This window comes from Enterobacter cloacae complex sp. P12RS (genome assembly GCF_014895875.1).
Taxonomy (GTDB): domain Bacteria; phylum Pseudomonadota; class Gammaproteobacteria; order Enterobacterales; family Enterobacteriaceae; genus Enterobacter; species Enterobacter bugandensis.
The window spans coordinates 217,611-242,043 of record NZ_JADBQO010000009.1 but is presented as its reverse complement, the minus strand read 5'-3'; the positions used below and the strand labels follow the sequence as shown (position 1 = coordinate 242,043).

26 protein-coding genes are annotated in these 24,433 nt (G+C 56.0%); 13 read left to right on the top strand and 13 right to left on the bottom strand.

The features are described from left to right. Positions 1-28 precede the first annotated feature (28 nt). From tgt to IM284_RS07775, 6 genes are all read left to right on the top strand, one after another. Entirely contained in the window at positions 29-1,156 is a 1,128-nt protein-coding gene (gene tgt / locus IM284_RS07800) for a tRNA guanosine(34) transglycosylase Tgt (protein ID WP_045259930.1), read from the top strand. A 22-nt stretch (positions 1,157-1,178) separates the two neighbouring features. Then, a complete protein-coding gene (gene yajC, locus IM284_RS07795) occupies positions 1,179-1,511 on the top strand; it encodes a preprotein translocase subunit YajC (protein ID WP_000007630.1) in 333 nt (110 codons plus the stop codon). Between the two features lie 27 nt (positions 1,512-1,538). Next, entirely contained in the window at positions 1,539-3,386 is a 1,848-nt protein-coding gene (secD, locus tag IM284_RS07790; protein ID WP_072031998.1) for a protein translocase subunit SecD, read from the top strand. A 10-nt stretch (positions 3,387-3,396) separates the two neighbouring features. Next, the gene (gene secF, locus IM284_RS07785) at positions 3,397-4,368 is read left to right on the top strand and encodes a protein translocase subunit SecF (protein ID WP_047367602.1); all 972 of its coding nucleotides are present in this window, start codon (positions 3,397-3,399) and stop codon (positions 4,366-4,368) included. 142 nt (positions 4,369-4,510) lie between these two features. Further along, positions 4,511-4,876 carry a VOC family protein gene (locus IM284_RS07780; RefSeq protein WP_045259891.1) on the top strand — a complete coding sequence of 122 codons (366 nt, stop codon included), beginning with the start codon at positions 4,511-4,513 and terminating at the stop codon, positions 4,874-4,876. A gap of 14 nt (positions 4,877-4,890) precedes the next feature. Beyond that, positions 4,891-5,571 carry a YafY family protein gene (locus IM284_RS07775; protein WP_028012145.1) on the top strand — a complete coding sequence of 227 codons (681 nt, stop codon included), beginning with the start codon at positions 4,891-4,893 and terminating at the stop codon, positions 5,569-5,571. A 118-nt stretch (positions 5,572-5,689) separates the two neighbouring features. Here the strand turns inward: IM284_RS07775 and IM284_RS07770 are convergent, their stop codons facing one another. Next, complete coding sequence (locus IM284_RS07770) at positions 5,690-6,574, bottom strand: nucleoside-specific channel-forming protein Tsx (protein WP_028012146.1); 885 nt, start codon at positions 6,572-6,574, stop codon at positions 5,690-5,692. A 270-nt stretch (positions 6,575-6,844) separates the two neighbouring features. Next, a complete protein-coding gene (locus IM284_RS07765; protein ID WP_028012147.1) occupies positions 6,845-7,384 on the bottom strand; it encodes a DUF3251 domain-containing protein in 540 nt (179 codons plus the stop codon). Positions 7,385-7,536: 152 nt separating this feature from the next. On the opposite strand from IM284_RS07765, the gene nrdR reads away from it, so the two are divergent. From nrdR to thiL, 5 genes are all read left to right on the top strand, one after another. Continuing rightward, on the top strand, positions 7,537-7,986 hold the full coding sequence (nrdR, locus tag IM284_RS07760) for a transcriptional regulator NrdR (protein WP_008503337.1): 450 nt from the start codon (positions 7,537-7,539) through the stop codon (positions 7,984-7,986). Positions 7,987-7,990: 4 nt separating this feature from the next. Then, positions 7,991-9,094, top strand: coding sequence for a bifunctional diaminohydroxyphosphoribosylaminopyrimidine deaminase/5-amino-6-(5-phosphoribosylamino)uracil reductase RibD (gene ribD / locus IM284_RS07755; protein ID WP_047367603.1), 1,104 nt, complete (start codon positions 7,991-7,993; stop codon positions 9,092-9,094). A gap of 87 nt (positions 9,095-9,181) precedes the next feature. Beyond that, entirely contained in the window at positions 9,182-9,652 is a 471-nt protein-coding gene (gene ribE, locus IM284_RS07750) for a 6,7-dimethyl-8-ribityllumazine synthase (protein WP_006176874.1), read from the top strand. 21 nt (positions 9,653-9,673) lie between these two features. Continuing rightward, the gene (gene nusB / locus IM284_RS07745) at positions 9,674-10,093 is read left to right on the top strand and encodes a transcription antitermination factor NusB (protein ID WP_006809908.1); all 420 of its coding nucleotides are present in this window, start codon (positions 9,674-9,676) and stop codon (positions 10,091-10,093) included. A gap of 77 nt (positions 10,094-10,170) precedes the next feature. After that, the gene (thiL, locus tag IM284_RS07740; RefSeq protein ID WP_041911088.1) at positions 10,171-11,142 is read left to right on the top strand and encodes a thiamine-phosphate kinase; all 972 of its coding nucleotides are present in this window, start codon (positions 10,171-10,173) and stop codon (positions 11,140-11,142) included. A 49-nt stretch (positions 11,143-11,191) separates the two neighbouring features. Here thiL and IM284_RS07735 read toward each other — a convergent pair whose 3' ends face one another. From IM284_RS07735 to xseB, 4 genes are all read right to left on the bottom strand, one after another. Next, positions 11,192-12,166: an aldo/keto reductase gene (locus IM284_RS07735; protein WP_047367604.1), complete on the bottom strand. Its 975-nt coding sequence runs from the start codon at positions 12,164-12,166 to the stop codon at positions 11,192-11,194. Between the two features lie 62 nt (positions 12,167-12,228). Next, positions 12,229-14,091 (bottom strand): 1-deoxy-D-xylulose-5-phosphate synthase, encoded by a 1,863-nt coding sequence (dxs, locus tag IM284_RS07730; protein WP_047367605.1) that lies wholly within the window; start codon positions 14,089-14,091, stop codon positions 12,229-12,231. Between the two features lie 24 nt (positions 14,092-14,115). Next, entirely contained in the window at positions 14,116-15,015 is a 900-nt protein-coding gene (gene ispA, locus IM284_RS07725) for a (2E,6E)-farnesyl diphosphate synthase (protein ID WP_041911085.1), read from the bottom strand. Then, the gene (gene xseB, locus IM284_RS07720) at positions 15,016-15,258 is read right to left on the bottom strand and encodes an exodeoxyribonuclease VII small subunit (protein ID WP_003859094.1); all 243 of its coding nucleotides are present in this window, start codon (positions 15,256-15,258) and stop codon (positions 15,016-15,018) included. It abuts the gene before it with no gap. A gap of 178 nt (positions 15,259-15,436) precedes the next feature. Here xseB and thiI point away from each other — a divergent pair, with 178 nt between their 5' ends. Next, the gene (thiI, locus tag IM284_RS07715) at positions 15,437-16,885 is read left to right on the top strand and encodes a tRNA uracil 4-sulfurtransferase ThiI (protein WP_045259896.1); all 1,449 of its coding nucleotides are present in this window, start codon (positions 15,437-15,439) and stop codon (positions 16,883-16,885) included. An 87-nt stretch (positions 16,886-16,972) separates the two neighbouring features. Here the strand turns inward: thiI and yajL are convergent, their stop codons facing one another. Both yajL and panE read right to left on the bottom strand, forming a co-directional pair. Next, positions 16,973-17,566: a protein deglycase YajL gene (gene yajL, locus IM284_RS07710; RefSeq protein ID WP_045259897.1), complete on the bottom strand. Its 594-nt coding sequence runs from the start codon at positions 17,564-17,566 to the stop codon at positions 16,973-16,975. Continuing rightward, the gene (panE, locus tag IM284_RS07705; RefSeq protein ID WP_047367606.1) at positions 17,529-18,440 is read right to left on the bottom strand and encodes a 2-dehydropantoate 2-reductase; all 912 of its coding nucleotides are present in this window, start codon (positions 18,438-18,440) and stop codon (positions 17,529-17,531) included. The genes yajL and panE overlap by 38 nt, the downstream gene beginning before the upstream one ends. A 121-nt stretch (positions 18,441-18,561) precedes the next feature. Between panE and IM284_RS07700 the strand changes: the two genes are divergently transcribed. Beyond that, positions 18,562-19,053, top strand: a complete 492-nt coding sequence (locus IM284_RS07700) for a YajQ family cyclic di-GMP-binding protein (protein ID WP_023293165.1) — start codon at positions 18,562-18,564, stop codon at positions 19,051-19,053. 34 nt (positions 19,054-19,087) lie between these two features. Here the strand turns inward: IM284_RS07700 and IM284_RS07695 are convergent, their stop codons facing one another. The 5 genes from IM284_RS07695 to cyoB all read right to left on the bottom strand — a co-directional run bounded on the left by IM284_RS07695 (position 19,088) and on the right by cyoB (position 24,419). After that, entirely contained in the window at positions 19,088-20,449 is a 1,362-nt protein-coding gene (locus IM284_RS07695) for an MFS transporter (protein ID WP_047367607.1), read from the bottom strand. A gap of 149 nt (positions 20,450-20,598) precedes the next feature. Continuing rightward, a complete protein-coding gene (gene cyoE, locus IM284_RS07690) occupies positions 20,599-21,486 on the bottom strand; it encodes a heme o synthase (RefSeq protein WP_003859062.1) in 888 nt (295 codons plus the stop codon). An 11-nt stretch (positions 21,487-21,497) separates the two neighbouring features. Continuing rightward, positions 21,498-21,824: a cytochrome o ubiquinol oxidase subunit IV gene (locus tag IM284_RS07685; protein ID WP_006176899.1), complete on the bottom strand. Its 327-nt coding sequence runs from the start codon at positions 21,822-21,824 to the stop codon at positions 21,498-21,500. Then, a complete protein-coding gene (locus tag IM284_RS07680; RefSeq protein WP_003859057.1) occupies positions 21,824-22,438 on the bottom strand; it encodes a cytochrome o ubiquinol oxidase subunit III in 615 nt (204 codons plus the stop codon). The genes IM284_RS07685 and IM284_RS07680 overlap by 1 nt, the downstream gene beginning before the upstream one ends. Next, positions 22,428-24,419: a cytochrome o ubiquinol oxidase subunit I gene (gene cyoB, locus IM284_RS07675; protein WP_028012157.1), complete on the bottom strand. Its 1,992-nt coding sequence runs from the start codon at positions 24,417-24,419 to the stop codon at positions 22,428-22,430. Before cyoB ends, IM284_RS07680 begins: the two co-directional genes overlap by 11 nt. Positions 24,420-24,433: the final 14 nt, after the last annotated feature.

Genomic DNA, 24,433 nt, shown 5'->3' with positions numbered 1-24,433 from the left:
GGACTGTTTTTCTGACGTCGGAGAAAAAATGAAATTTGAACTCGATACCACCGATGGCCGCGCGCGTCGCGGTCGCCTGGTGTTTGATCGCGGCGTGGTGGAAACCCCCGCGTTTATGCCTGTGGGCACGTACGGCACCGTAAAAGGGATGACGCCGGAAGAAGTTGAAGCCACGGGCGCACAGATTATCCTCGGCAATACCTTCCACCTGTGGCTGCGTCCAGGTCAGGAGATCATGAAGCTCCACGGCGATCTGCACGATTTTATGCAGTGGAAAGGCCCGATCCTGACCGACTCCGGCGGCTTCCAGGTCTTCAGCCTGGGCGATATCCGCAAGATCACCGAGCAGGGCGTACACTTCCGTAACCCGATCAACGGCGACCCGATTTTCCTCGATCCCGAAAAGTCGATGGAGATTCAGTACGATCTCGGCTCCGACATCGTGATGATCTTCGACGAATGTACGCCGTACCCGGCAGACTGGGACTACGCGAAACGCTCTATGGAGATGTCTCTGCGCTGGGCGAAGCGCAGCCGCGACCGTTTTGACTCCCTGCAGAACAAAAATGCGCTGTTCGGCATCATTCAGGGCAGCGTTTACGAAGATTTACGCGATATCTCTGTTAAAGGTCTGGTAGAGATAGGTTTTGATGGCTACGCTGTCGGCGGTTTGGCTGTGGGTGAGCCGAAGGAAGACATGCACCGCATTCTGGAGCACGTCTGCCCGCAAATCCCGGCGGATAAACCACGATACCTGATGGGTGTGGGTAAACCCGAAGATCTGGTGGAAGGCGTACGTCGCGGCATTGATATGTTCGACTGCGTGATGCCAACCCGCAACGCGCGTAACGGTCATCTGTTCGTTACCGATGGCGTGGTGAAAATCCGTAACGCGAAGCATAAGAGTGACACCAGCCCGCTCGATTCCGAGTGCGATTGCTATACCTGTCGCAATTATTCTCGCGCGTATCTGCATCATCTCGATCGTTGTAATGAGATTTTGGGCGCGCGTCTCAATACGATTCATAATCTTCGCTACTATCAGCGCTTAATGTCTGGTTTACGCAAGGCTATCGAAGAGGGTAAATTAGAGAGCTTCGTGACCGATTTTTACCAACGTCAGGGGCGGGATGTTCCACCGTTGAACGTTGATTAATATTAATAATGAGGGAATTTGAATGAGCTTTTTTATTTCTGATGCGGTAGCGGCAACAGGTGCTCCGGCGCAGGGCAGCCCGATGTCTCTGATCCTGATGCTGGTTGTGTTCGGTCTGATCTTCTACTTCATGATCCTGCGCCCACAGCAGAAGCGTACCAAAGAGCACAAAAAGCTGATGGACTCCATCGCGAAAGGCGATGAAGTGCTGACCAACGGTGGTCTGGTCGGCCGCGTAACCAAAGTGGCTGAAAGCGGCTACATTGCTATCGCCCTGAACGACACCACTGAAGTGGTTATCAAACGTGACTTCGTAGCTGCCGTTCTGCCGAAAGGCACCATGAAGGCGCTGTAATCCCAACTTTTCCCAAAGGGAACTGCCGTGTTAAACCGTTATCCTTTGTGGAAGTACATCATGCTGGTCGTCGTGATTATCGTCGGCCTGCTGTACGCGCTTCCCAACCTGTATGGTGAGGATCCGGCCGTTCAAATCACTGGCGCGCGCGGTGTCGCCGCCAGTGAGCAAACGCTGATCCAGGTCCAGAAAACGTTACAAGAAGAAAAAATTACCGCTAAGTCTGTGGCTCTGGAAGAGGGTGCAATTCTTGCTCGCTTCGACACCACCGACACGCAGCTCCGCGCTCGCGAAGCGCTGATGGGCGTGCTGGGTGATAAATATGTCGTGGCGCTTAACCTTGCTCCTGCAACCCCTCGCTGGCTGGCTGCGCTGAACGCAGAGCCAATGAAGCTGGGTCTTGACCTGCGTGGCGGCGTTCACTTCCTGATGGAAGTGGATATGGATACCGCGCTCGGCAAGCTGCAGGAACAGAATATCGACAGCCTGCGCAGCGATCTGCGCGACAAAGGCATCCCATACACTACCGTGCGTAAAGAAGATAACTACGGCATGAGCATCACGTTCCGCGACAGCGCGGCGCGCGATCAGGCTGTAGATTACCTGACCCAACGTCACCGTGACCTGGTGATCACCTCTCAGGGCAGCAACCAGCTGCGTGCGGTGATGACCGATGCGCGTCTGAAAGAAGCGCGTGAATATGCCGTTCAGCAGAACATCAACATTCTGCGTAACCGTGTAAACCAGCTGGGTGTGGCTGAGCCGCTGGTACAGCGTCAGGGTGCTGACCGTATCGTGGTTGAACTGCCGGGTATCCAGGATACCGCGCGTGCGAAAGAGATCCTCGGTGCGACCGCGACGCTGGAATTCCGTCTGGTGAACTCCAATGTCGATCAGTCTGCCGCGGCGTCTGGCCGTATTCCGGGTGACTCCGAAGTGAAACAGACCCGCGAAGGTCAGCCGGTTGTGCTGTACAAGCGCGTGATCCTGACCGGTGACCACATCACCGACTCCACTTCAAGCCAGGATGAGTACAACCAGCCGCAGGTTAACATTTCGCTGGATAGCGCGGGTGGTAACATCATGTCTAACTTCACCAAGGACAACATCGGCAAACCGATGGCGACCCTGTTCGTGGAGTACAAAGACAGCGGTAAGAAAGATGCAAACGGCCGTGCGGTGCTGGTGAAAGAGGAAGAGGTGATTAACATCGCCAACATCCAGTCTCGTCTGGGTAACAGCTTCCGTATTACCGGTATTAGTAACCCGAACGAAGCGCGTCAGCTCTCGCTGCTGCTGCGTGCCGGTGCGCTGATTGCGCCAATTCAGATTGTTGAAGAACGTACCATTGGTCCAACTCTGGGTATGCAAAACATCCAGCAGGGTCTGGAAGCGTGTCTGGCCGGTCTGGCGGTCTCTATCCTCTTCATGATCTTCTTCTATAAGAAGTTCGGTCTGATTGCGACCTCCGCGCTGATTGCAAACCTGGTGCTGATCATCGGCATTATGTCCCTGCTGCCGGGGGCGACGCTGACCATGCCGGGGATTGCGGGTATCGTTCTGACCCTTGCGGTGGCGGTCGACGCCAACGTACTGATTAACGAACGTATCAAAGAAGAGTTGAGCAACGGTCGCTCTGTCCAGCAGGCGATTGACGAAGGTTATAAAGGCGCGTTCAGCTCTATCTTCGATGCGAACGTAACAACACTGATTAAGGTTCTTATCCTGTATGCAGTGGGTACTGGCGCGATCAAAGGCTTTGCGATTACCACCGGTATCGGTGTCGCAACGTCAATGTTTACCGCTATTGTCGGCACCCGTGCCATCGTGAACCTGCTGTACGGCGGCAAGCGCGTCAAAAAGCTGTCTATCTGAGGAGTGCGTTGTGGCACAGGAATATACTGTTGAACAATTGAACCATGGCCGTAAAGTCTGGGACTTTATGCGCTGGGACTACTGGGCCTTCGGCATTTCAGGTTTACTGCTGATTTTGTCCATCGTCATTATGGGCGTGAAAGGCTTTAACTGGGGTCTCGATTTCACCGGTGGTACGGTCATCGAGATCTCCCTGGAAAAACCGGTCGATATGGACCAGATGCGCGAATCGCTGCAGAAAGCGGGCTTTGAAGAGCCGCTGCTGCAGAACTTCGGCAGCAGCCGCGACATCATGGTGCGTATGCCGCCGGTGCACGATGCCAACGGCAGCCAGGAACTGGGTAGCAAGGTCGTACAGGTCATTAACGAGACCACCAGCCAGAGCGCGGCGGTCAAGCGTATTGAGTTCGTCGGCCCGAGCGTGGGTGCGGACCTGGCGCAAACCGGCGCCATGGCGCTGCTGGTGGCGCTGATCTCCATCCTGGTGTACGTCGGTTTCCGCTTCGAGTGGCGACTGGCGGCCGGTGTGGTTATCGCCCTGGCGCACGACGTGGTGATCACCATGGGCATACTGTCTCTGTTCCACATTGAGATTGACCTGACCATCGTGGCATCCCTGATGTCCGTAATCGGTTACTCACTGAACGACAGTATCGTGGTATCTGACCGTATCCGTGAAAACTTCCGTAAGATCCGTCGCGGCACGCCGTACGAAATCTTTAACGTGTCGTTGACCCAGACGCTGCATCGTACCTTGATCACCTCCGGTACTACCCTGATGGTGATCCTGATGCTGTTCCTCTTCGGTGGCCCGGTGCTGGAAGGCTTCTCGCTGACCATGCTGATCGGTGTCTCCATCGGTACGGCGTCGTCTATTTACGTGGCGTCCGCTCTGGCACTGAAACTTGGCATGAAGCGTGAGCACCTGCTCCAGCAGAAGGTTGAGAAAGAAGGGGCGGATCAGCCGTCCATTCTGCCGTAAGGCGACGTTTAGCGCGTTATCTGAATCCCGGTCTGTTGACCGGGATTTTTTTTATCTGCTCCTGACAAACACTCCTGACAGTATGCTGTCAGGAGCCCTGCCGTAGACTCCTTCTGAACCCAAACAACAGGCAGGAGGATGTATGAAAAGCGTAATTAACTGGTTTGAAATTCCGGTTTCGGATATGGATCGTGCCATCAAATTTTATGAGCCGGTGATGCAGCTCGCGCTGCGTCGCGAGAAAATGGACATTGCCGAGCTGGCGGTTTTCCCGCATGAGGATCCCGCCACCGGAGGAGCGCTGGCAAAATTTGACGGCGTTACGCCCTCTTTGCAGGGCGCTATTATTTACCTGCATACTGACAATCTGGCGGCCACGCTCGATCGCATCGCCTCTGCGGGCGGCGAGTGCGTGTTTGGCCCGCTGGAGCTGCCGCATGGTATCGGCACTATCGCACTGTTTACCGACAGCGAGGGTAACCGCGTCGGCCTTCATCAACCTGCCTGAGAGCGAATGACGTTATGACCCGACGCGCTGACCGTTTGTTTCAGATTGTGCAGATCCTGCGGGGCAGGCGTCTGACAACGGCAGCGCATCTGGCGGACCGGCTTGGCGTGTCCGAGCGCACGGTCTACCGCGATATCCGCGACCTGTCGCTTTCCGGCGTGCCGGTGGAAGGCGAGGCGGGAAGCGGATATCGGCTGATGTCGGGTTTTGACCTGCCGCCGCTGATGCTGACAAATAAGGAATCCGAAGCGCTGATGGTCGCGATTCGCCTGCTCAAAACCTGGGGAGGTGAATCGCTGTCGCGCGAGCTGGAGTCGGCCCAGGAGAAGGTGCTGGCTATTCTGCCCGAGGAGAGCCGCAGAAAGGCGGAGCAGACGCGGATCTACGCCCCGGATTTTTGCATGCAAAGCCACTCCCGCAGCGATTTTGACATGATTCACCAGGCGATTTCCGCTCAGCGCGTATTGGCGCTGCATTATCGTGATGAAGCCGGGCTACTCTCAAAACGTGAGGTACAGCCGCTGGGGTTATTCTTCTGGGGGGAGCGCTGGCTGCTGGCGGCATGGTGTGAACGGCGCGATGACTACCGCTGTTTCCGGCTCGACCGGTGTCTCAATGTTGTAATGACGGAGAGGCGGTTCAGTGAGAGTGCGGACAGGTCTTTGGCGGATTTTTTGCGCAAGGTGAAGCAGTAAAAAGCCGGGTGGCGAGGTAAAAGCAAAACGGCAACGATGTTGCCGTTTTTTGTGTTTGCACCCTCTCCCATGGGAGAGGGAAGGGGTGAGGGCACCAGCCCGCACAATCCCGCACGGATTAGAAGTTGTAACCCACGACCAGGTAACCACCCCAGCCGGTAGAGCGGACGCTAAAGTCGCCGTTACCGAAGTTCAGGCTCGCATCGTCGTTCCACTGGCCACCGTTGTGCCAGTAACGCGCAACAACAGAGTAGTGCCAGTGATCGTAGTTCAGCGCCAGGATGTGGCTGGAGGCGATGGAATCGTTGGTACGCGCTTTCTTGCCGTTCAGGTCACGGAAATCGTCGTCGCCCAGGTCTGAGCCCCAGTCAAAGTTAGTGAAACCGATGTAGCTCAGATTACCGCCCCACAGCTGGGTAATTGGCACGAAGTATTTCACTTTGAAACGGTAGCCGTCCCACTCGTTTTCATTCGCTGCGCCGTAGTTCTGCCACTGGTATTTTGCATACACGTTCAGGGATAGGCTCATTGGCAGGCCGGTGTCAATGTCAGTACCCAGACCCATATACCAGGTGCTCTGACGACCGGACTTATTGCGGCCCATGTCGTAGATGTAGTTGTTCGCGAAGTACCACTCTTTGAACGGACCAAACGCCAGGCTGGTACCGGTCAGTTTGTCGATGGAGAAGCGCGGTTCAATCTCCATGAACAGTGGGGAACCGTGGTTCCAGATACCTTTCGCATCGGTGTTACCACCGAAGAACACAGGCGCATCCATATAGCCGTAGAAATCAAACCAGTCTTTCTTGGCGAACGCTTCATATTCCAGGTAGGTATCGTTGCGGATCTGCGGTCCGAAACGGGTGTGGTAGCTGCCTACCACGTTAACGCTCTGGTGCCACCAGTCGGAGAGGTATTGTGGTTTCTCGTTTTCCGCTGCGTTAACAGTGAAAGAGGAGGACAGTGCCAGAACTGCACCGGCTGCGAGTAATGTTTTTTTCATAATCATGCCACTGATTGAAATTCCCTTCCGGGAGTGAAAAATGCGCGAATTGCGTTTCTAAATATTTCGTGTTTCTGCGGTGCCTATTATAGGAATCCCTGCTCACAAAAATATGTGTTGTTTCACATATCTCTCACACGCGTAATCGATTGCGTTCACGTTTGCGTACTTTAAACGGCCGGGATTGTAGCGGCAATCATTTCTGTTGCCAATCCATACGAAATGTAAATGTTAGCGGAGTGACATTTCACTCCGCTCAAAAGGAAGGGATTACTGCGCGGCAGGTTGGATGTCGTGAATGCGGATAAAGCCTAACTGCTCAGGCGTAAGTCCGCTTAGCTGAAGTGGAATATCCACATCGCTGGGCGCTAACACGCTGGCCGGAGCGGTGAACAGCTGGTTCTTCACGTTCACCTCCTGGTAGCTCTCCGTGGTGCCCTGGATCTGGCCCCACTCTACGGTGCCGCTGAAGGCGGGCAGCGGATCGTTGGACTCACCGTGAATACGTAATGTTGCGCGCGTACCATCCGCATTCGCCGCCACATTCACCAGAGACATCTTCAGCGTGCCAATCTGGCTATTAAGCAGGGCAGGCGTATTCGCTCCTGGCAGCAGATATACTCCGCTGGTGGATTTAGCGTTCAGCGCGTTTTGCTGGGTGATCTTCACCGTTTCTTTGTTCAGTTTGTCCATCGCCGTGTTGAGCGTATTCACGCTTTGTTTCATCTGGCGGACTTCGGTTTGCTGTGCACAGGCACTAAGGGTGAAGAGGCTCCCCACCAGTAAAATTTTCAGGTAACGTCTTGTCATAGCGTTTATTCCTTGAAATGACGGATCCCCATAATGGTAGCCAGCAACGTACCGCCGGACATAGATCCTTTGTCTCAAAAAAGCTCCTCCTTTGTTGTCAGGCCAGATCAGGGTAAAATGAAAATCAGTTAACCAGATAACAGGGATACCGTATGCATTGCCCATTCTGCTCCGCTGTGGATACCAAAGTCATCGACTCTCGCCTTGTGGGCGAAGGGTCTTCTGTGCGCCGTCGTCGGCAGTGTCTGGTGTGCAACGAGCGTTTCACGACCTTTGAGGTTGCAGAGCTGGTAATGCCGCGCGTGGTAAAAAGTAACGACGTGCGCGAGCCGTTTAACGAAGAGAAACTGCGCAGCGGAATGCTGAAGGCCCTCGAAAAACGGCCCGTCAGCGCGGATGATGTCGAAATGGCGTTAAACCACATTAAATCTTACCTGCGTGGCCTGGGCGAGCGTGAAGTGCCGAGCAAAATGATCGGCAACCTGGTGATGGAGCAGCTGAAAAAGCTCGATAAGGTCGCCTATATCCGCTTCGCCTCTGTCTACCGCAGTTTCGAAGATATCAAAGAGTTTGGCGAAGAGATCGCCCGCTTACAGGATTAAGCCCATGCAGGATGAGAAGTACATGGCGCGAGCCATGAAGCTGGCGCAGCGCGGTCGTTTTACCACCCATCCTAACCCCAACGTCGGGTGCGTTATCGTGAAAGATGGCGAGATCGTGGGGGAAGGGTTTCACTATCGCGCAGGCGAGCCGCATGCTGAAGTGCATGCCCTGCGTATGGCGGGGGAGAAAGCGCGAGGCGCGACGGCCTACGTGACGCTGGAGCCCTGCAGCCACCACGGGCGCACGCCGCCGTGCTGTGAAGCGCTGATTGCGGCAGGGATTTCGCGCGTGGTCGCCGCTATGCAGGATCCTAACCCGCAGGTGGCGGGCCGCGGCTTGTATCGTCTGCAACAGGAAGGGATCGACGTCAGCCACGGCCTGATGATGAAAGATGCGGAAGCCATCAACAAAGGCTTCCTGAAGCGCATGCGCACCGGTTTTCCGTATATCCAGCTTAAGCTGGGCGCCTCGCTGGACGGCCGTACGGCAATGGCGAACGGTGAAAGCCAGTGGATCACCTCGCCGCAGGCAAGGCGCGATGTGCAACGTCTGCGCGCGCAAAGCCATGCTATCCTCACCAGCAGTGAAACCGTTCTGGCTGACGATCCGGCCATGACCGTGCGCTGGGATGAGCTGAATGCCGATACCCAGGCGCTTTATCCGCAGGAGAACCTGCGCCAGCCGCTGCGTATTATTATTGATAGCCAGAACCGCGTGACCCCGGCGCACCGCATCGTGCATCAGCCGGGTGAAACCTGGATTGCGCGCACCAAAGAAGATACGCGCGAATGGCCGGAAGGCGTGCGCAGCATTATGGTGCCGGAGCATAACGGACATCTGGATCTCGTGGTGCTGATGATGTTGCTCGGCAAGCAGCAGGTGAACAGCATCTGGGTCGAAGCCGGTCCGACGCTCGCCGGCGCGCTGCTCCAGGCGGGGCTGGTGGATGAACTGCTCGTCTACGTTGCGCCTAAACTGTTAGGTCATGATGCGCGCGGCCTGTTTGTGCTGCCTGGCCTTGAAAAACTGGCCGACGCACCGCAACTCACATTCAGCGAGATTCGTCCGGTGGGTCCGGATGTCTGCCTCCATTTAACGACAGCGTAATTGCTCCCGAAATAGGGAAGCAGTGCGCAAAGTATTATGATAAAATCCGCCCCCCTGCGGGGCCAAATGAACCCGTAAAGGAAGAGTATGAACATTATTGAAGCTGCTGTAGCTACCCCGGACGCTCGCGTCGCCATCACCATTGCGCGTTTCAACAACTTCATCAACGATAGCCTGCTGGAAGGTGCGATTGACGCCCTGAAACGTATCGGCCAGGTTAAAGATGACAACATTACCGTTGTTTGGGTTCCAGGCGCTTATGAACTGCCACTGGCGGCGGGCGCGCTGGCGAAAACCGGTAAATACGACGCGGTGATTGCGCTGGGTACCGTTATTCGTGGTGGCACTGCGCACTTCGAATACGTTGCGGGCGGTGCAAGCAACGGTCTGGCACACGTTGCGCAGGATGCTGAAATTCCTGTCGCGTTCGGCGTGCTGACCACCGAAAGTATTGAACAAGCCATCGAACGTGCTGGCACCAAAGCCGGTAACAAAGGTGCAGAAGCTGCACTGACCGCGCTTGAAATGATCAATGTATTGAAAGCCATTAAGGCCTGATTTTTTTGTAAGGGGAATTCCGTGAAACCTGCTGCTCGTCGCCGCGCCCGTGAATGTGCCGTCCAGGCACTTTACTCCTGGCAGTTGTCCCAGAACGACATCGCTGATGTTGAATACCAGTTCCTGTCAGAACAGGACGTGAAAGACGTTGACGTTCTGTACTTCCGTGAACTGCTGTCGGGAGTGGCGACTAATAGCGCGTATCTCGATGGCCTGATGAAGCCATACCTGTCCCGTTTGCTCGAAGAGCTGGGTCAGGTGGAAAAAGCAGTGTTGCGTATCGCGCTGTTTGAGCTGTCTAAACGTGATGATGTGCCGTACAAAGTGGCCATCAACGAAGCGATCGAACTGGCGAAAACCTTCGGCGCTGAAGACAGCCACAAGTTCGTTAACGGCGTACTTGATAAAGCCGCACCTGCGATCCGTCCCCACAAAAAGTGATCCGCAAACCGGAGTTCTGCATTGCCTGACGGGCAGTGCGGCTCCGGTTTTTTCTTTTATTTGCTGAGGCATAACGTATGGCATGCGGCGAATTCTCCCTGATTGCCCGTTATTTCGACCGTGTCAGAACCTCTCGTCTTGATGTTGAAACCGGCATTGGCGATGACTGTGCACTTCTCAATATTCCTGAAAAGCAGACGCTGGCAATCAGCACCGACACCTTAGTGTGCGGACGTCATTTCTTACCTGATATCGATCCTGCCGATCTGGCGTATAAAGCGCTGGCGGTCAACGTCAGCGATCTGGCGGCAATGGGCGCCGACCCGGCCTGGCTGACGCTGGCCCTGACGCTGCCGGAGGTGGATGAAGCCTGGCTTGAAGCGTTCAGCGATGCGCTGTTTGAACAGCTGAACTACTACGATATGCAGCTGATTGGCGGCGATACGACTGCCGGGCCTTTGTCGATGACGCTGGCGATCCACGGCTATGTGCCGCTCGGTCGCGCGCTGAAGCGCTCGGGCGCTAAACCGGGCGACTGGATCTACGTGACCGGTACGCCGGGAGACAGCGCGGCAGGGCTGGCGATCCTTCAGGATCGCTTAAACGTGAAGGACGCTGACGATGCGGCGTATCTGGTGAAGCGCCACCTGCGCCCGACACCGCGTATTCTGCACGGTCAGGCGCTGCGCGAGCGGGCCAGTTCGGCTATCGATCTCTCTGACGGTCTCATCTCGGACCTCGGCCATATCCTGAAGGCCAGCGGGGTGGGCGCGCGCGTTGACCTGGATCTGTTCCCGCTGTCGGAGCAACTGCTTCGCCATGTGGAGCCTGAGCAGGCGCTGCGCTGGGCGCTCTCCGGTGGGGAAGACTACGAGCTGTGCTTCACGGTGCCAGAGCTGAACCGTGGAACGCTGGACGTGGCATTGGCCCATCTTGGCGCAAAGTTTACCTGCATCGGTCAGATCATGCCGGAGAGTGAAGGGCTGAAGTTTGTGAAAGACGGTGCGCCCGTTACGCTGGACTGGAAAGGGTACGATCACTTCGGGTAAGTTTGTGCGCTCAGTATTGCCGGGTAAGCGTACGCCACCCGGCAAGTGTTTACTTAAACCCCACCACCGGATGCTGCTGATACGGCGTCTCCAGCTCGGCAACCTGCTCCGGCGTCAGCGATAAATCCACAGCGCTTAACAACTCGTCCAGCTGTTCTTCCCGCGATGTACCAATAATCGGTGCGGCGACACCCCGCTTGCCCAGCAGCCACGCCAGCGCCACCTGCGCGCGCGTTGCGCCGATATCGTCGGCGATCCCGGCTAAACGTTCGGCAATCAGCGCATCGCTGGCTTCGGTACCGGAATAAAGATTTTTACCCACTTCATCCGATACCAGCCGCGCCGTGGTTTCTCCCCACGGACGAGTTAAGCGTCCGCGCGCCAGCGGGCTCCACGGGATCACCGCCACGCCTTCCTGGTAGCAGAGCGGCAGCATCTCGCGTTCTTCTTCCCGGTAAATCAGGTTGTAGTGATCCTGCATGGTGACAAAGCGTGCCCAGCCGTGCTGCGCCTGGAGATCGAGCGCCTGAGCAAATTGAGATGCGTGCATTGACGACGCGCCGATATAGCGCGCTTTACCCGCTTTCACGACATCGTTCAGCGCTTCAAGGGTTTCTTCAATTTGCGTGTTGTAATCCCAGCGGTGAATTTGCAGCAGGTCGACGTAATCCATGTTCAGGCGTCTGAGGCTGTCATCAATGGAGCGCAGGATCTGCGCGCGAGAGAGGCCTTCAGCCAGATCGCCTGACGGGTAATACACCTTGGTGGCGACCACTATCTCATCCCGACGGGCAAAATCACGCAGAGCGCGGCCCACAATCTCTTCGCTGCTGCCGTCAGAGTAGCTGTTGGCGGTATCGAAGAAGTTGATGCCGCCGTCTATGGCGCGCTTGATGATAGGGCGGCTGCTCTCTTCCGGCAGCGTCCAGGCGTGATTTCCCCGGTCAGGCTCGCCAAAGGTCATGCAGCCCAGGCAAAGCCGGGACACCCTGAGGTCCGTTTTTCCTAATGTCGTGTATTGCATGGTTCCGCTCCTGCTGTTTAAACAATACGTTTAAGCATAGCAGGAGCAGAAAAGGGGAGGGATCAGGCCAGCCAGCTGCGGATTCTGGCTTCGATACCGGCGGCGTCCAGGCCGATATCGGCACGCGCCTCGTCCTGAGTGCCTTGCGGGATGAAGTGGTCCGGCAGGCCGAGGTTCAGCACCGGAACCAATTTACGGTTCGCCATCAGTACCTCGTTAACGCCGCTACCCGCGCCACCCATGATGGCGTTCTCTTCCAGCGTGACCAGCACGTCGTGGCTTTCCGCCATGCTCAGAATCAGAGACTCATCGAGCGGCTTCACAAAGCGCATATCCACCAGCGTCGCGTTCAGGGTTTCAGCGACTTTTGCCGCTTCCGGCATCAGCGTACCAAAGTTCAGGATCGCCACTTTTTCGCCGCGACGTTTCACCAGACCTTTACCGATCTCCAGTTTTTCCAGCGGCTGTAGTTCAACGCCAAGGGCATTGCCGCGTGGATAACGTACCGCGCAGGGGCCGTCCTGATAGTGGTAGCCGGTATACAGCATCTGACGACACTCGTTTTCGTCGCTTGGCGTCATGATGACCATGTCCGGGATGCAGCGCAGGAAGGAGAGGTCAAACGCCCCCTGGTGCGTCTGGCCGTCGGCCCCCACGATGCCCGCGCGATCGATAGCAAACAGCACCGGCAGCTTCTGGATGGCAACGTCATGGATCACCTGGTCGTAGGCGCGCTGCAGGAAGGTGGAATAAATCGCCACCACCGGCTTGTAGCCGCCAATCGCCAGCCCTGCCGCAAAGGTGACCGCGTGCTGCTCGGCAATGGCGACGTCGAAATACTGGTCCGGGTATTTTTTGGAGAACTCGACCATGCCGGAGCCTTCACGCATGGCAGGCGTGACCGCCATCAGCTTGTTATCTTTTGCCGCCGTTTCGCACAGCCAGTCGCCAAAGATTTTTGAGTAGCTTGGCATTCCGCCGCTGCTTTTCGGCAGGCAGCCGCTGGTATGGTCGAACTTTGGCACCGCGTGGAAGGTGATCGGATCTTTCTCCGCCGGTTCGTAGCCACGCCCTTTTTTGGTCATGATATGCAGGAACTGCGGGCCTTTCAGATCGCGCATGTTTTTAAGCGTGGTCACCAGACCCAGCACATCGTGCCCGTCCACCGGGCCGATATAGTTAAAGCCCAGCTCTTCGAACAGCGTGCCCGGCACGACCATGCCTTTGATGTGTTCTTCGGTACGCTTGAGCAGCTCTTTGATCGGCGGCACGCCGGAGAAAACTTTTTTCCCGCCTTCCCGCAGGGAGGAGTAAAGCTTGCCGGAAAGCAGCTGCGCCAGATGGTTGTTCAGCGCGCCGACGTTCTCGGAGATCGACATTTCGTTATCGTTGAGGATAACCAGCATGTCCGGCTTGATATCGCCCGCGTGGTTCATGGCTTCAAAAGCCATCCCGGCGGTGATGGCCCCGTCGCCAATCACGCAGACGGTGCGGCGCTGCTTATTCTCTTTTTCGGCGGCAACGGCAATACCGATGCCCGCGGAAATGGAGGTAGAGGAGTGGCCGACGCTCAGCACGTCATACTCGCTCTCACCGCGCCACGGGAACGGGTGCAAGCCGCCCTTCTGACGAATGGTGCCAATTTTATCGCGACGTCCGGTCAGAATTTTGTGCGGATAAGCCTGGTGGCCCACGTCCCAGATAAGCTGATCGAACGGCGTGTTATAGACGTAATGCAACGCCACGGTCAGCTCAACCGTGCCAAGCCCGGAGGCGAAGTGGCCGCTGGAGCGGCTAACGCTGTCGAGCAGGTAGCGACGCAGCTCGTCACACAGCTTCGGCAGACTCTCTTTCGGCAACAGACGTAACTCCTGGGTGGAGTCAACTAACGCCAGTGTCGGGTATTTGGCAATATCAAAACTCATCAAAGGCTCATCGAGATATATAGTTTATTTATCACGCTGGATTATATAGTCCGCTAGCGCTTCCAGTGCCGAGGTATCCAGCGATTGCGCGGCCAGCTCATTCAGCGACTGGCGGGCATCGTCAATCAGATCCCGGGCTTTACGTTGGGCTTGCTCAAGACCCAGCAGGGCGGGATAGGTACTTTTGCCAAGCTGCTGGTCCGCACCCTGACGTTTACCCAATGTTGCAGTATCGCCCACCACATCCAGAATGTCATCCTGAACCTGGAATGCCAGACCGATACTTTCTGCGTATCTGTCCAGAATCGGCAGGGCTTTGCGCCCTTGCTCACCCGCGCTCAGCGCGCCCAGGCGAACGGCGGAACGAATAAGCGCGCCCGTCTTATGGCGATGAATACGCTCCAGCTGTTCCAGATTAACCTGACGTCCTTCCGCTTCAAGATCCAGCGCCTGACCGCCGCACATGCCGGCCACGCCGCTGGCCATTGCCAGTTCGGAGATCATCGCCAGGCGGTCGCGGTCGGCCACTTCCGCCATCGGCGCATCACTGAGAATCGAGAACGCCAGCGTCTGCAAGGCATCGCCCGCCAGAATGGCATTCGCCTCGCCAAACTTAATGTGGCAGGTTGGCTGACCCCGGCGCAGATCGTCGTCGTCCATCGCCGGGAGATCGTCGTGGATCAGCGAGTAGGCATGGATGCACTCCACGGCGGCTGCCGGGGCGTCCAGCGTATTATCGCTGATGCCAAACATGTTGCCCGTGGCATACACCAGGAACGGACGCAGGCGTTTTCCCCCTAAGAGTGCGCCATAGTGCATGGCTTCAACCAGTGGAGTGTTCTGAAAAGGCTGCGGCGCAATAAAACGGCGCAGGGCGTCGTTGGCGCGAACGACGCGCGCCTGAAGCGCGTTGGTAAAATCCATTTACTCGGCGTCCGGTGTGAATGGCGTGGTTTTAGCGTCTTCGCTGTCGGAAAGCAGGATCTGCACACGCTGCTCGGCCTGCTGGAGTTTTACCTGCCCCTGGCGCGCAAGCTGCACACCGCGCTCAAATTCGTTGAGGGCGTCTTCCAGCGGTAAATCGCCGCTCTCGAGGCGGGTAACAATCTGCTCAAGCTCACTCAGCGCAGTTTCAAAACTGGCCGGTGCGTCGTTCTTCTTCGGCATAGTGAATTAACTCTTATATTCTTCGCCCCAACATGGTAACGGACTCGGGGCAATTATCAAATAACGCGAGTGGCGCGATGGTGGTATACTTGCGCGCCTGGATGCAGCCACGGGTGTGGGCTGCTGTATCATTTTCCACTACAAGCCTTTATAAGCTTGCCTAAGAAACATTGCCGCCATGAAGTTTATCATTAAATTGTTCCCTGAAATCACCATCAAAAGCCAATCTGTGCGTTTGCGCTTTATTAAAATTCTCACCGGGAACATTCGTAACGTATTAAAACACTACGACGAAACGCTCGCCGTGGTGCGTCACTGGGACCACGTTGAAGTCCGCGCGAAAGACGAAAGCAAACGCCTTGATATTCGCGACGCGCTGACCCGTATTCCAGGTATTCACCATATTCTGGAAGTGGAAGACGTTCCGTTCAGCGATATGCACGATATCTTCGAAAAGGCGCTGGTACAGTACCGCGACCAGATCGAAGGCAAAACCTTCTGCGTGCGCGTGAAGCGTCGCGGTAAGCACGAGTTTAGCTCGATTGAAGTCGAGCGCTACGTTGGCGGCGGTCTGAACCAGCACGTTGAGACGGCGCGCGTGCGCCTGACTAACCCGGACGTCACCGTTAACCTTGAGATCGAGAACGATCGTCTGCTGCTGGTTAAGGGCCGTTATGAAGGTATTGGCGGTTTCCCGATCGGCACGCAGGAAGATGTGCTGTCGCTGATCTCCGGCGGCTTCGACTCCGGCGTCTCCAGCTATATGCTGATGCGTCGCGGCTGCCGCGTGCACTACTGCTTCTTCAACCTCGGCGGCGCGGCGCATGAAATTGGCGTTCGTCAGGTGGCGCATTACCTGTGGAACCGCTTCGGCAGTTCCCACCGCGTGCGTTTTGTGGCGATCAACTTTGAGCCGGTAGTGGGCGAAATCCTTGAAAAAGTGGATGACGGCCAGATGGGCGTGATCCTCAAACGTATGATGGTTCGCGCGGCGTCCAAAGTCGCCGAACGTTACGGCGTGCAGGCGCTGGTCACCGGCGAAGCGCTGGGCCAGGTCTCCAGCCAGACGCTGACCAACCTGCGTCTGATCGACAACGTATCAGATACGCTGATCCTGCGTCCGCTGATCTCCCACGATAAAGAGCACATCATCGACCTGGCGCGCGAAATCGGCACCGAAGACTTTGCCCGCACCATGCCGGAATACTGCGGCGTGATCTCAAAAAGCCCGACCGTCAAGGCAGTGAAGGCGAAGATCGAAGCGGAAGAAGAGAACTTCGATTTCAGCATCCTGGAAAGAGTGGTGGCAGAAGCGTCCAACATCGACATCCGCGAGATTGCCCAGCAGACCGAACAGGAAGTGGTTGAAGTGGAAACCGTGAGCGGTTTCGGTGCGAACGATGCGATTCTTGATATCCGCTCCATTGACGAGCAGGATGACAAGCCGCTGAAGGTGGAAGGCGTAGAGGTGGTTTCTCTGCCGTTCTACAAGCTGAGCACTAAGTTTGGCGACCTCGATCAGAGCAAAACGTATCTGCTGTGGTGTGAGCGCGGGGTGATGAGCCGCCTGCAGGCGCTGTACCTGCGCGAGCAGGGATTCGCGAATGTGAAGGTGTATCGTCCGTAGCGTGCGGCCTGGTGCCCTCACATTAAAAACGGCAACCTTTGGTTGCCGTTTTGCTTTTACCTCGCGCCACCCGGCTTTTTTTATGCACTACTCTTCATAGTAATTATAAATCCCTGCCGGCATCACCAGCGACGACGCCACTTCGTAGGCCTTCTCCCGCCCGACCAGCAGATCAATAATCTTTAAGCCAAAATCAATCGCGGTGCCGGGTCCCTGGCTGGTCAGCAGGTTGACGCGCGGATCCCAGACGACGCGTTTATCCACCCAATGCTCTTCCGGGATCGTATCCTTAAGCCCCGGGAAGCCGGTCATATTGCCGATGGGGAAGATGTCGTGCGGAATCAGAACCGTTCCAGCGGCGGCACAGATTGCCGCGACGATACGGCCGGACAGATGAAACTGACGCACGGTTTCAACCAGCAGCGGGCTGTCGCGGAAACATTCCGCGCCTTTTAAGCCGCCGGGCAGGACGATGATGTCGTAATCGCCGTCAGCAACCTGGACAAGCGGTGCGTCTGCCAGGATTTTCACCCCTCGTGAACAGGTGATTGCCAGATTGCCGTCGCTGGCTACGCTGGCGGTTGTTACCTTAATGCCGCCACGTACCAGTAAATCAATGGTGGTGACCGCTTCCATCTCTTCGCTACCAGGAGCGAGGCAAATCAGTGCCGACGCGCTCATATTCACTCTCCTTACGTTTAACCAGGCCATACAGACGGGCGTTTTCCGGCACGGCGATGCCGTGCGCGCGGGCGCGCTTTAGCAGATAACCGGTAATGTAATCTATCTCCGTATGGCGTAATGCCCGAACGTCCTGCAGCATCGAGGAGATATTCTCAGCCGTGCTCTCAATAACCTGCTCGACATAACAGCGTAAATCTTCTGCTGAGGTGTGCAGGCCTTCTCGCTCAATGACCGACGCGACTTCTGCACACAGGGACGCCACCTCCTGCGGATGGTTTTTCAGCTCCCCGTTCGGGCAGTTCCACAGCGCCGTCAGCGGATTGATCACGCAGTTTACGGCCAGCTTGCGCCACAGCTGAGGGCGGATGTTGTTGTGCCAGGCGACGTCCGGCAAGACCTTTTGCAGAACATCGGCCAGATAGCTGTAGTCGCCATCATGTGTTCTGGCCGGGCCGATGTGCGTCACGCCGCTGGCGACATGCACGATAATAGTCCCGTCGCGACGCGCAGCGTGAGTGGTGGTCGCCATCAGCAGAGGCTGCGGGACGCTTTTCAGCTCATCAAGGGTTCCCATACCGTTATGCAGCAGCAGAATGGGGGACGTGGGGGGGAGCTGCGCGGCCAGAGTCTTAACCGCATCTGAGACCTGCCACGCCTTGAGCGTCACCAGCAACAGGTCGCTTTGCGCCAGGAAATCAGGATCGTTCGCGGTGAGGGATTCGTTAAAAATGCTTCCGTCTTCACCAATCAGGTTGACACTGCAATAGGGCTGGGGCACGCGCAGCCAGCCCTGAACCTCATGTCCGTGCTTGCACAGCGCGGTCAGCCACAGCTGGCCGAGCGCTCCGCATCCGAGCACCGTAATTTTCATTGTTCCTCCTCACCTGCAACTGCGCCAGGTGTTACAGCTTAATTATACAGCTAAGCTTCTGTTGAGTTATGCCTCGTAGCGGGTATTATGCAACGCAACAAAAGTGAAGGGAGAAGAAAAGATGCCATCTTTCGATATTGTTTCCGAAGTTGATATCCAGGAAGTTCGCAACGGCGTTGAGAACGCAACCCGCGAAGTTGAGTCACGTTTCGATTTTCGCGGCGTTGAGGCGTCGTTTGAGCTGAACGACGCAAATAAGACTATTAAGGTGCTGAGCGAGTCTGATTTCCAGGTGAATCAGCTGCTCGACATTCTGCGCGCCAAGCTGTTAAAACGTGGCATCGAAGGAACGTCTCTGGACGTGCCGGACGAGTTTGTCCACAGCGGTAAGAACTGGTTTGTAGAAGCCAAACTGAAGCAGGGCATCGAGAGCGCGGTGCAGAAGAAGATCGTTAAGCTGATTAAAGACAGCAAGCTGAAGGTGCAGGCGCAGATCCAGGGCGAAGAAATTCGCGTAACCGGAAAATCTCGCGACGATCTCCAGTCCGTGATGGCGCTGGTGCGCGGCGGGGATTTGGGACAGCCGTTCCAGTTTAAAAACTTCCGCGATTAAGACAAAAAAAAGCCCGGTTCAACCGGGCTTTTTTTCACGCTTTGAGCGCCTGCTCGACCTCAAAGCGGTTGGTCACTTTGCTGTCAATTTTGACATAAGCGCTGCGCTCTTCGGGGACAATCAGCACCTCTGTGACCCCTTCTTTTCCTTCCAGACGCTGCTTCAGCGCGTCGCTAATCTCCACGTCATCCGGGATTTCTACCCGCAGGCTGCTCACGTAGCGTGGCTCTTTCATGGTGCTGGCAACCAGCAGCCAGACTGTTGCCAGCAGCGCGCCCGCGAGAAACACGGTTTGTGAATCAAACAGGCCGTCGACCCAGCCGCCAAGCGAGCCGCCGATCGCCACGCCGAGGAACTGGCTGGTGGAGTAAATGCCCATTGCCGTGCCTTTGTAACCGGCGGGGGACTCTTTGCTGATCAGCGACGGCAGCAGCGCTTCCATCAGATTAAACGCCAGGAAGAAGAGCTGCACGCCTGCGATCAGCTCCCAGAAGTGCGGGCCGGTACCCCACAGCACGATCTCGGCAATCAGCAGTAACGCCACGCAGCCCACGAAGACGCGCTTCATTTTGCGCTTCACTTCGGCGTAGATGATGAACGGCACGACAGAGACAAACGAAATCAGCATCGTGACCAGATAAATTTTCCAGTGCTCGGCCGCCGGGAAACCTGCTGCGGCAAGCTGGCCGGGCAGGGCGACGAAGGTGGACATCAGCAGAATATGCAGGCACATAATGCCGAAGTTAAGTTTCAGCAGACGCGGCTCGGCGATGACTTTGCTAAAGCAGCCTTTAACCATCCCGGATTCACGGTTAAGGACGTGATTTTTACTGTCTGGCACAACCCACAGGGTGAGTGCGATCCCGATAGTCGCCAGCACCGCAATCATCCAGAACAGGGCGTGCAGACCCAGTTTGTGCGTAATGATGGGACCGAGCACCATCGCAATCGCAAACGTTACGCCAAAGCTCACGCCGATGAACGCCATCGCTTTGGTGCGGTTTTGCTCGCGGGTTAAATCTGACAGCAGCGCCATCACCGCGGCGGCAATCGCACCGGAGCCCTGCAGGGCGCGGCCCAAAATAATGCCCCAGATGGAGTGGGAGAGGGCGGCAATAACGCTCCCGAGCACAAAGACCAGCAGCCCGCCGACAATCAGCGGCTTGCGGCCCACCCGATCAGAGAGCAGGCCAAAGGGGATCTGGAACACCGCCTGCGCCAGACCGTAGATACCGATCGCCAGACCAATCAGCGCTTCGCTGGCACCCTGTAACGCCATGCCGTACGTGGTCAGAACGGGCAGGACCATAAACATGCCAAGCATCCGCAGCGAGAAAACAGTCCCTAAACCCCAGGTCGCACGCAGCTCGCCCGGCGTCATTTTATAATCGTTCATTACCACCTCAGTTCAAAAGCAGGCCATAGTGTAGTGCGGGGAAGGGGCGGGGTAAATAAAGGCTTATTTAACAAATATTACATGCGTAATTAATAGATTTCGTGAATAAAAAAAGGGTGCCGAAGCACCCTTTTCATCATCACATAAACTTACCAGACGTAAGTCAGCAGGTTTTGCGAGTCCGGCACCATGAAGTCTACGGACATCATCACGGACAGGGAGGTGATGGCGACAATCGAGAACACAAACAGCTTGCGTGCCCAGACTTTGTCATCTTCCACCTTGTAGCCGCGCAGGGCCATGCCGAGCCACCAGACGCTCACCGCGGCCGCTACCACCAGATATTTATATCCGGCGTAACCGCCCAGAGAAAGCATCAGCGTTGCCACGGCAAAAGCGATGATGTAGAGCGTGATGTGGTTCTTGGCAACTGAAATGCCCTTCACGACCGGCAGAACCGGAATGTTCGCTGCCTGATAATCCTTGAAGCGGAAAATCGCGATGGCATAGGAGTGCGGCATCTGCCACAGGCTAAAGATAGCCAGCAGGATGAGCGCACCGCTGTCGAACTCGTTCGTGACGGCGCAGTAGCCAATCACCGGCGGCGCAGCGCCGGAGAGAGAACCAATCAGCGTGCCGTAGACGGAGTGACGCTTCATATACAGGCTGTAGACGCCTACATACACCACGAACCCCATCACCCCCAGCCAGCAGGCCAGCGGGTTAGCACCAAACCACAGCAGCATAAAGCCAGCAATACCCAGCAAGGTGGCGTACACCAGCGAGACGGAAGGGGCAATCAGGCCTTTAACCAGCACCCGATTCTTGGTCCTTTCCATCTTCTTGTCGATATCCATGTCGATGTAGTTGTTAAATACACAACCGGACGCAACCACCAGTGACACACCGACCAGCGTGTAAATAAAGAGGGTGTAATCAATGCTGCCTTTAGAGGCCAGCAGGAACCCTCCGATTACGGAGATCAGGTTGCCAAAGATGATGCCTGGTTTCGTGACTTGCAGGTATTGCTTAAACATACTCGCCGCTCTTAGTGAACCATCATGTTGTAGTTGAGGTTCCACATAATCCAGATGGAACCGACTACCAGGATAGCGATGATAATCACGGTAAAGATGAAGGCAGTCATATTCCAGCCTTCATCGGACTTGGTGTTCATGTGCAGGAAGCAAACCAGATGCACCAGAATCTGAATCACCGCGGTCACCAGGATTGCTCCCAGGATAACCGGCTTGGACGCAGAACCGCTCATCACCATCCAGAACGGGATCACCGTCAGGATGATCGACAGGATGAAACCTGTCATGTAGGTTTTTACGCTGCCGTGGGAAGCGCCATGATCGTTAGAATGACTCATTACATCGCCCCCATCAGATAGACAACAGAGAACACGCAGATCCATACCACGTCCAGGAAGTGCCAGAACAGGCTCAGGCACATGATACGGGTACGGTTAGTGCTGGTCAGGCCGCGGCGGGAGATCTGGAACATCAGTACTGCCATCCAGATCAGACCCGAGGTCACGTGCAGACCGTGGGTACCCACCAGCGCGAAGAACGCGGACAGGAAGCCACTGCGATCCGGTCCGAAGCCTTCCATAATCAGGTGGTGGAATTCATAGATTTCCATCCCGATAAAGCCAGCACCAAACAGCCAGGTCAACGCCAGCCAGGAGACAACCTGGCTCTTGTTGTTTTTGTACATGGCGATAGCCGCCATGCCGTAGGTGATGGAGCTGAATAACAGCAGTGCGGTTTCAACCAGAACGAACGGCAGTTCAAAGATGTCCTTGCCGGTCGGGCCGCCCGCTGTGCCGTTCACCAGAACGGCATAGGTCGCGAACAGACAGCAGAACAGAATGCAGTCGCTCATCAGGTAGATCCAGAAACCGAAGACTTTGGTCGGTCCTGTATCATGGTGCGCATGTTCATGCGCGTGGGCAGTTGAGTGCGCCAGAGTATCAGTTGCCATTTTTCAGCCCCGCTTTAGAAATCTCGTCGAAATGCTGATTTTCCAACTTTTCAACTTCACGGACTGGTACGTAGTAGTCCACGTCCTCGTCAAAGCTCTTCACAATCCAGCTGATTACGATGCCAGCGAAGCCAACAATCGCCATCCACCAGATGTGCCAGATCATTGCGAAACCAAATACCGTTGCGAAAGCGGCAATCACGATGCCCGCAGCGCTGTTTTTCGGCATATGGATCTCTTCGTAATGCTCAGGTTGCTTGTACGCTTCACCTTTTTCTTTCATTTCCCAGAATGCGTCACGCTCGTGAATGTGCGGCACTACGGCAAAGTTATAGAACGGTGGTGGAGAAGAGGTTGCCCACTCCAGCGTACGGCCACCCCATGGGTCACCGGTCAGGTCGCGGTTCAGGTTACGGTCGCGGATGGACACGTAGTACTGAATCAGCTGGCACAGAATACCGCAGGCAATCAGCGCTGCACCGCCCGCTGCAACCATCAGCATTGGGTGGAACTGCGGATCGATCTGCTGGCTCAGACGACGGGTCATACCCATGAAGCCCAGCACGTACAGCGGCATAAACGCCACGAAGAAGCCAATGATCCAGAACCAGAACGCGCGTTTACCCCAGGTTTCGTTCAGCGTGAAGCCAAACGCCTTAGGCCACCAGTAAGTCACACCTGCGAAGCAGCCGAAGACCACGCCGCCGATGATAACGTTATGGAAGTGCGCAATCAGGAACAGGCTGTTGTGCAGAACGAAGTCAGCACCTGGCACCGCCAGCAGTACGCCGGTCATCCCACCTACGGAGAAGGTCACGATGAAGCCGATGGTCCACAGCATTGCTGAGTGGAACACGATACGGCCCTGGTACATGGTGAACAGCCAGTTGAAGATCTTCACCCCGGTAGGGATGGCGATAATCATGGTGGTGATACCGAAGAAGGCGTTTACGTTCGCGCCCGCACCCATGGTAAAGAAGTGGTGCAGCCAAACGATGAACGACAGAACGGTAATACACACGGTTGCCCACACCAGAGAGGTGTAACCAAACAGACGCTTACGCGAGAAGGTTGCCGCGATTTCGGAGAACACACCGAAGACAGGCAGAACCAGAATGTACACTTCTGGGTGACCCCAGGCCCAAATCAGGTTGATGTACATCATCATGTTGCCACCCATATCATTCGTGAAGAAATGGGTGCCCAGGTAGCGGTCCAGGGTCAGCAGCGCGATGGTGACGGTCAGAATTGGGAACGACGCGATAATCAGTACGTTGGCGCACAGAGATGCCCAGGTAAATACTGGCATCTTGAACATCGTCATACCTGGTGCACGCATCTTCAGGATGGTCACGAAGAAGTTGATACCGGTCAGGGTAGTACCGACACCGGAGAGCTGAAGCGCCCAAATCCAGTAGTCAACGCCTACACCCGGACTGTACTCAATTCCCGAAAGCGGCGGGTAAGCCAGCCAGCCGGTCTGTGCGAATTCGCCCACGCCCAGTGACAGGTTAACCAGGATTACACCGACAACCGTGAACCAGAAGCTCAGGTTGTTCAGGAACGGGAACGCTACGTCGCGCGCGCCAATTTGCAGCGGAACGACAACGTTCATCAGACCGATTACCAGCGGCATCGCCACGAAGAAGATCATGATAACGCCGTGGGCGGTAAAGATCTGATCGTAGTGGTGCGGTGGCAGGAAGCCGGCTTCGCCCGCAGACGCGAGTGCCTGCTGGCTACGCATCATGATTGCATCCGCAAAGCCACGAATTAACATGACGATACCGACGATGCAGTACATGATACCGAGTTTTTTGTGGTCAACCGAAGTCAGCCACTCATTCCACAGGTAGCTCCACTTACCGAAGTAAGTGATCAGGCCAACTAAGGCCGCGCCACCAATGATAATTGCAGCCACCGTAACCATGATAATCGGTTCATGGTAGGGCACTGCATCCAGTGTCAATTTTCCGAACATTTTCTTCCTCGGCC

What these genes read in the sequence shown, in the direction of transcription:
- tgt (WP_045259930.1), top strand. Translation starts at nt 29, where the DNA reads ATGAAATTTGAACTCGATACCACCGATGGCCGCGCGCGTCGCGGTCGC.
- yajC (WP_000007630.1), top strand. Translation starts at nt 1,179, where the DNA reads ATGAGCTTTTTTATTTCTGATGCGGTAGCGGCAACAGGTGCTCCGGCG.
- IM284_RS07780 (WP_045259891.1), top strand. Translation starts at nt 4,511, where the DNA reads ATGAAAAGCGTAATTAACTGGTTTGAAATTCCGGTTTCGGATATGGAT.
- IM284_RS07775 (WP_028012145.1), top strand. Translation starts at nt 4,891, where the DNA reads ATGACCCGACGCGCTGACCGTTTGTTTCAGATTGTGCAGATCCTGCGG.
- IM284_RS07770 (WP_028012146.1), bottom strand. Translation starts at nt 6,574, where the DNA reads ATGAAAAAAACATTACTCGCAGCCGGTGCAGTTCTGGCACTGTCCTCC.
- IM284_RS07765 (WP_028012147.1), bottom strand. Translation starts at nt 7,384, where the DNA reads ATGACAAGACGTTACCTGAAAATTTTACTGGTGGGGAGCCTCTTCACC.
- nrdR (WP_008503337.1), top strand. Translation starts at nt 7,537, where the DNA reads ATGCATTGCCCATTCTGCTCCGCTGTGGATACCAAAGTCATCGACTCT.
- ribD (WP_047367603.1), top strand. Translation starts at nt 7,991, where the DNA reads ATGCAGGATGAGAAGTACATGGCGCGAGCCATGAAGCTGGCGCAGCGC.
- ribE (WP_006176874.1), top strand. Translation starts at nt 9,182, where the DNA reads ATGAACATTATTGAAGCTGCTGTAGCTACCCCGGACGCTCGCGTCGCC.
- thiL (WP_041911088.1), top strand. Translation starts at nt 10,171, where the DNA reads ATGGCATGCGGCGAATTCTCCCTGATTGCCCGTTATTTCGACCGTGTC.
- IM284_RS07735 (WP_047367604.1), bottom strand. Translation starts at nt 12,166, where the DNA reads ATGCAATACACGACATTAGGAAAAACGGACCTCAGGGTGTCCCGGCTT.
- dxs (WP_047367605.1), bottom strand. Translation starts at nt 14,091, where the DNA reads ATGAGTTTTGATATTGCCAAATACCCGACACTGGCGTTAGTTGACTCC.
- ispA (WP_041911085.1), bottom strand. Translation starts at nt 15,015, where the DNA reads ATGGATTTTACCAACGCGCTTCAGGCGCGCGTCGTTCGCGCCAACGAC.
- xseB (WP_003859094.1), bottom strand. Translation starts at nt 15,258, where the DNA reads ATGCCGAAGAAGAACGACGCACCGGCCAGTTTTGAAACTGCGCTGAGT.
- thiI (WP_045259896.1), top strand. Translation starts at nt 15,437, where the DNA reads ATGAAGTTTATCATTAAATTGTTCCCTGAAATCACCATCAAAAGCCAA.
- yajL (WP_045259897.1), bottom strand. Translation starts at nt 17,566, where the DNA reads ATGAGCGCGTCGGCACTGATTTGCCTCGCTCCTGGTAGCGAAGAGATG.
- panE (WP_047367606.1), bottom strand. Translation starts at nt 18,440, where the DNA reads ATGAAAATTACGGTGCTCGGATGCGGAGCGCTCGGCCAGCTGTGGCTG.
- IM284_RS07700 (WP_023293165.1), top strand. Translation starts at nt 18,562, where the DNA reads ATGCCATCTTTCGATATTGTTTCCGAAGTTGATATCCAGGAAGTTCGC.
- IM284_RS07695 (WP_047367607.1), bottom strand. Translation starts at nt 20,449, where the DNA reads ATGAACGATTATAAAATGACGCCGGGCGAGCTGCGTGCGACCTGGGGT.
- cyoE (WP_003859062.1), bottom strand. Translation starts at nt 21,486, where the DNA reads ATGTTTAAGCAATACCTGCAAGTCACGAAACCAGGCATCATCTTTGGC.
- IM284_RS07685 (WP_006176899.1), bottom strand. Translation starts at nt 21,824, where the DNA reads ATGAGTCATTCTAACGATCATGGCGCTTCCCACGGCAGCGTAAAAACC.
- IM284_RS07680 (WP_003859057.1), bottom strand. Translation starts at nt 22,438, where the DNA reads ATGGCAACTGATACTCTGGCGCACTCAACTGCCCACGCGCATGAACAT.
- cyoB (WP_028012157.1), bottom strand. Translation starts at nt 24,419, where the DNA reads ATGTTCGGAAAATTGACACTGGATGCAGTGCCCTACCATGAACCGATT.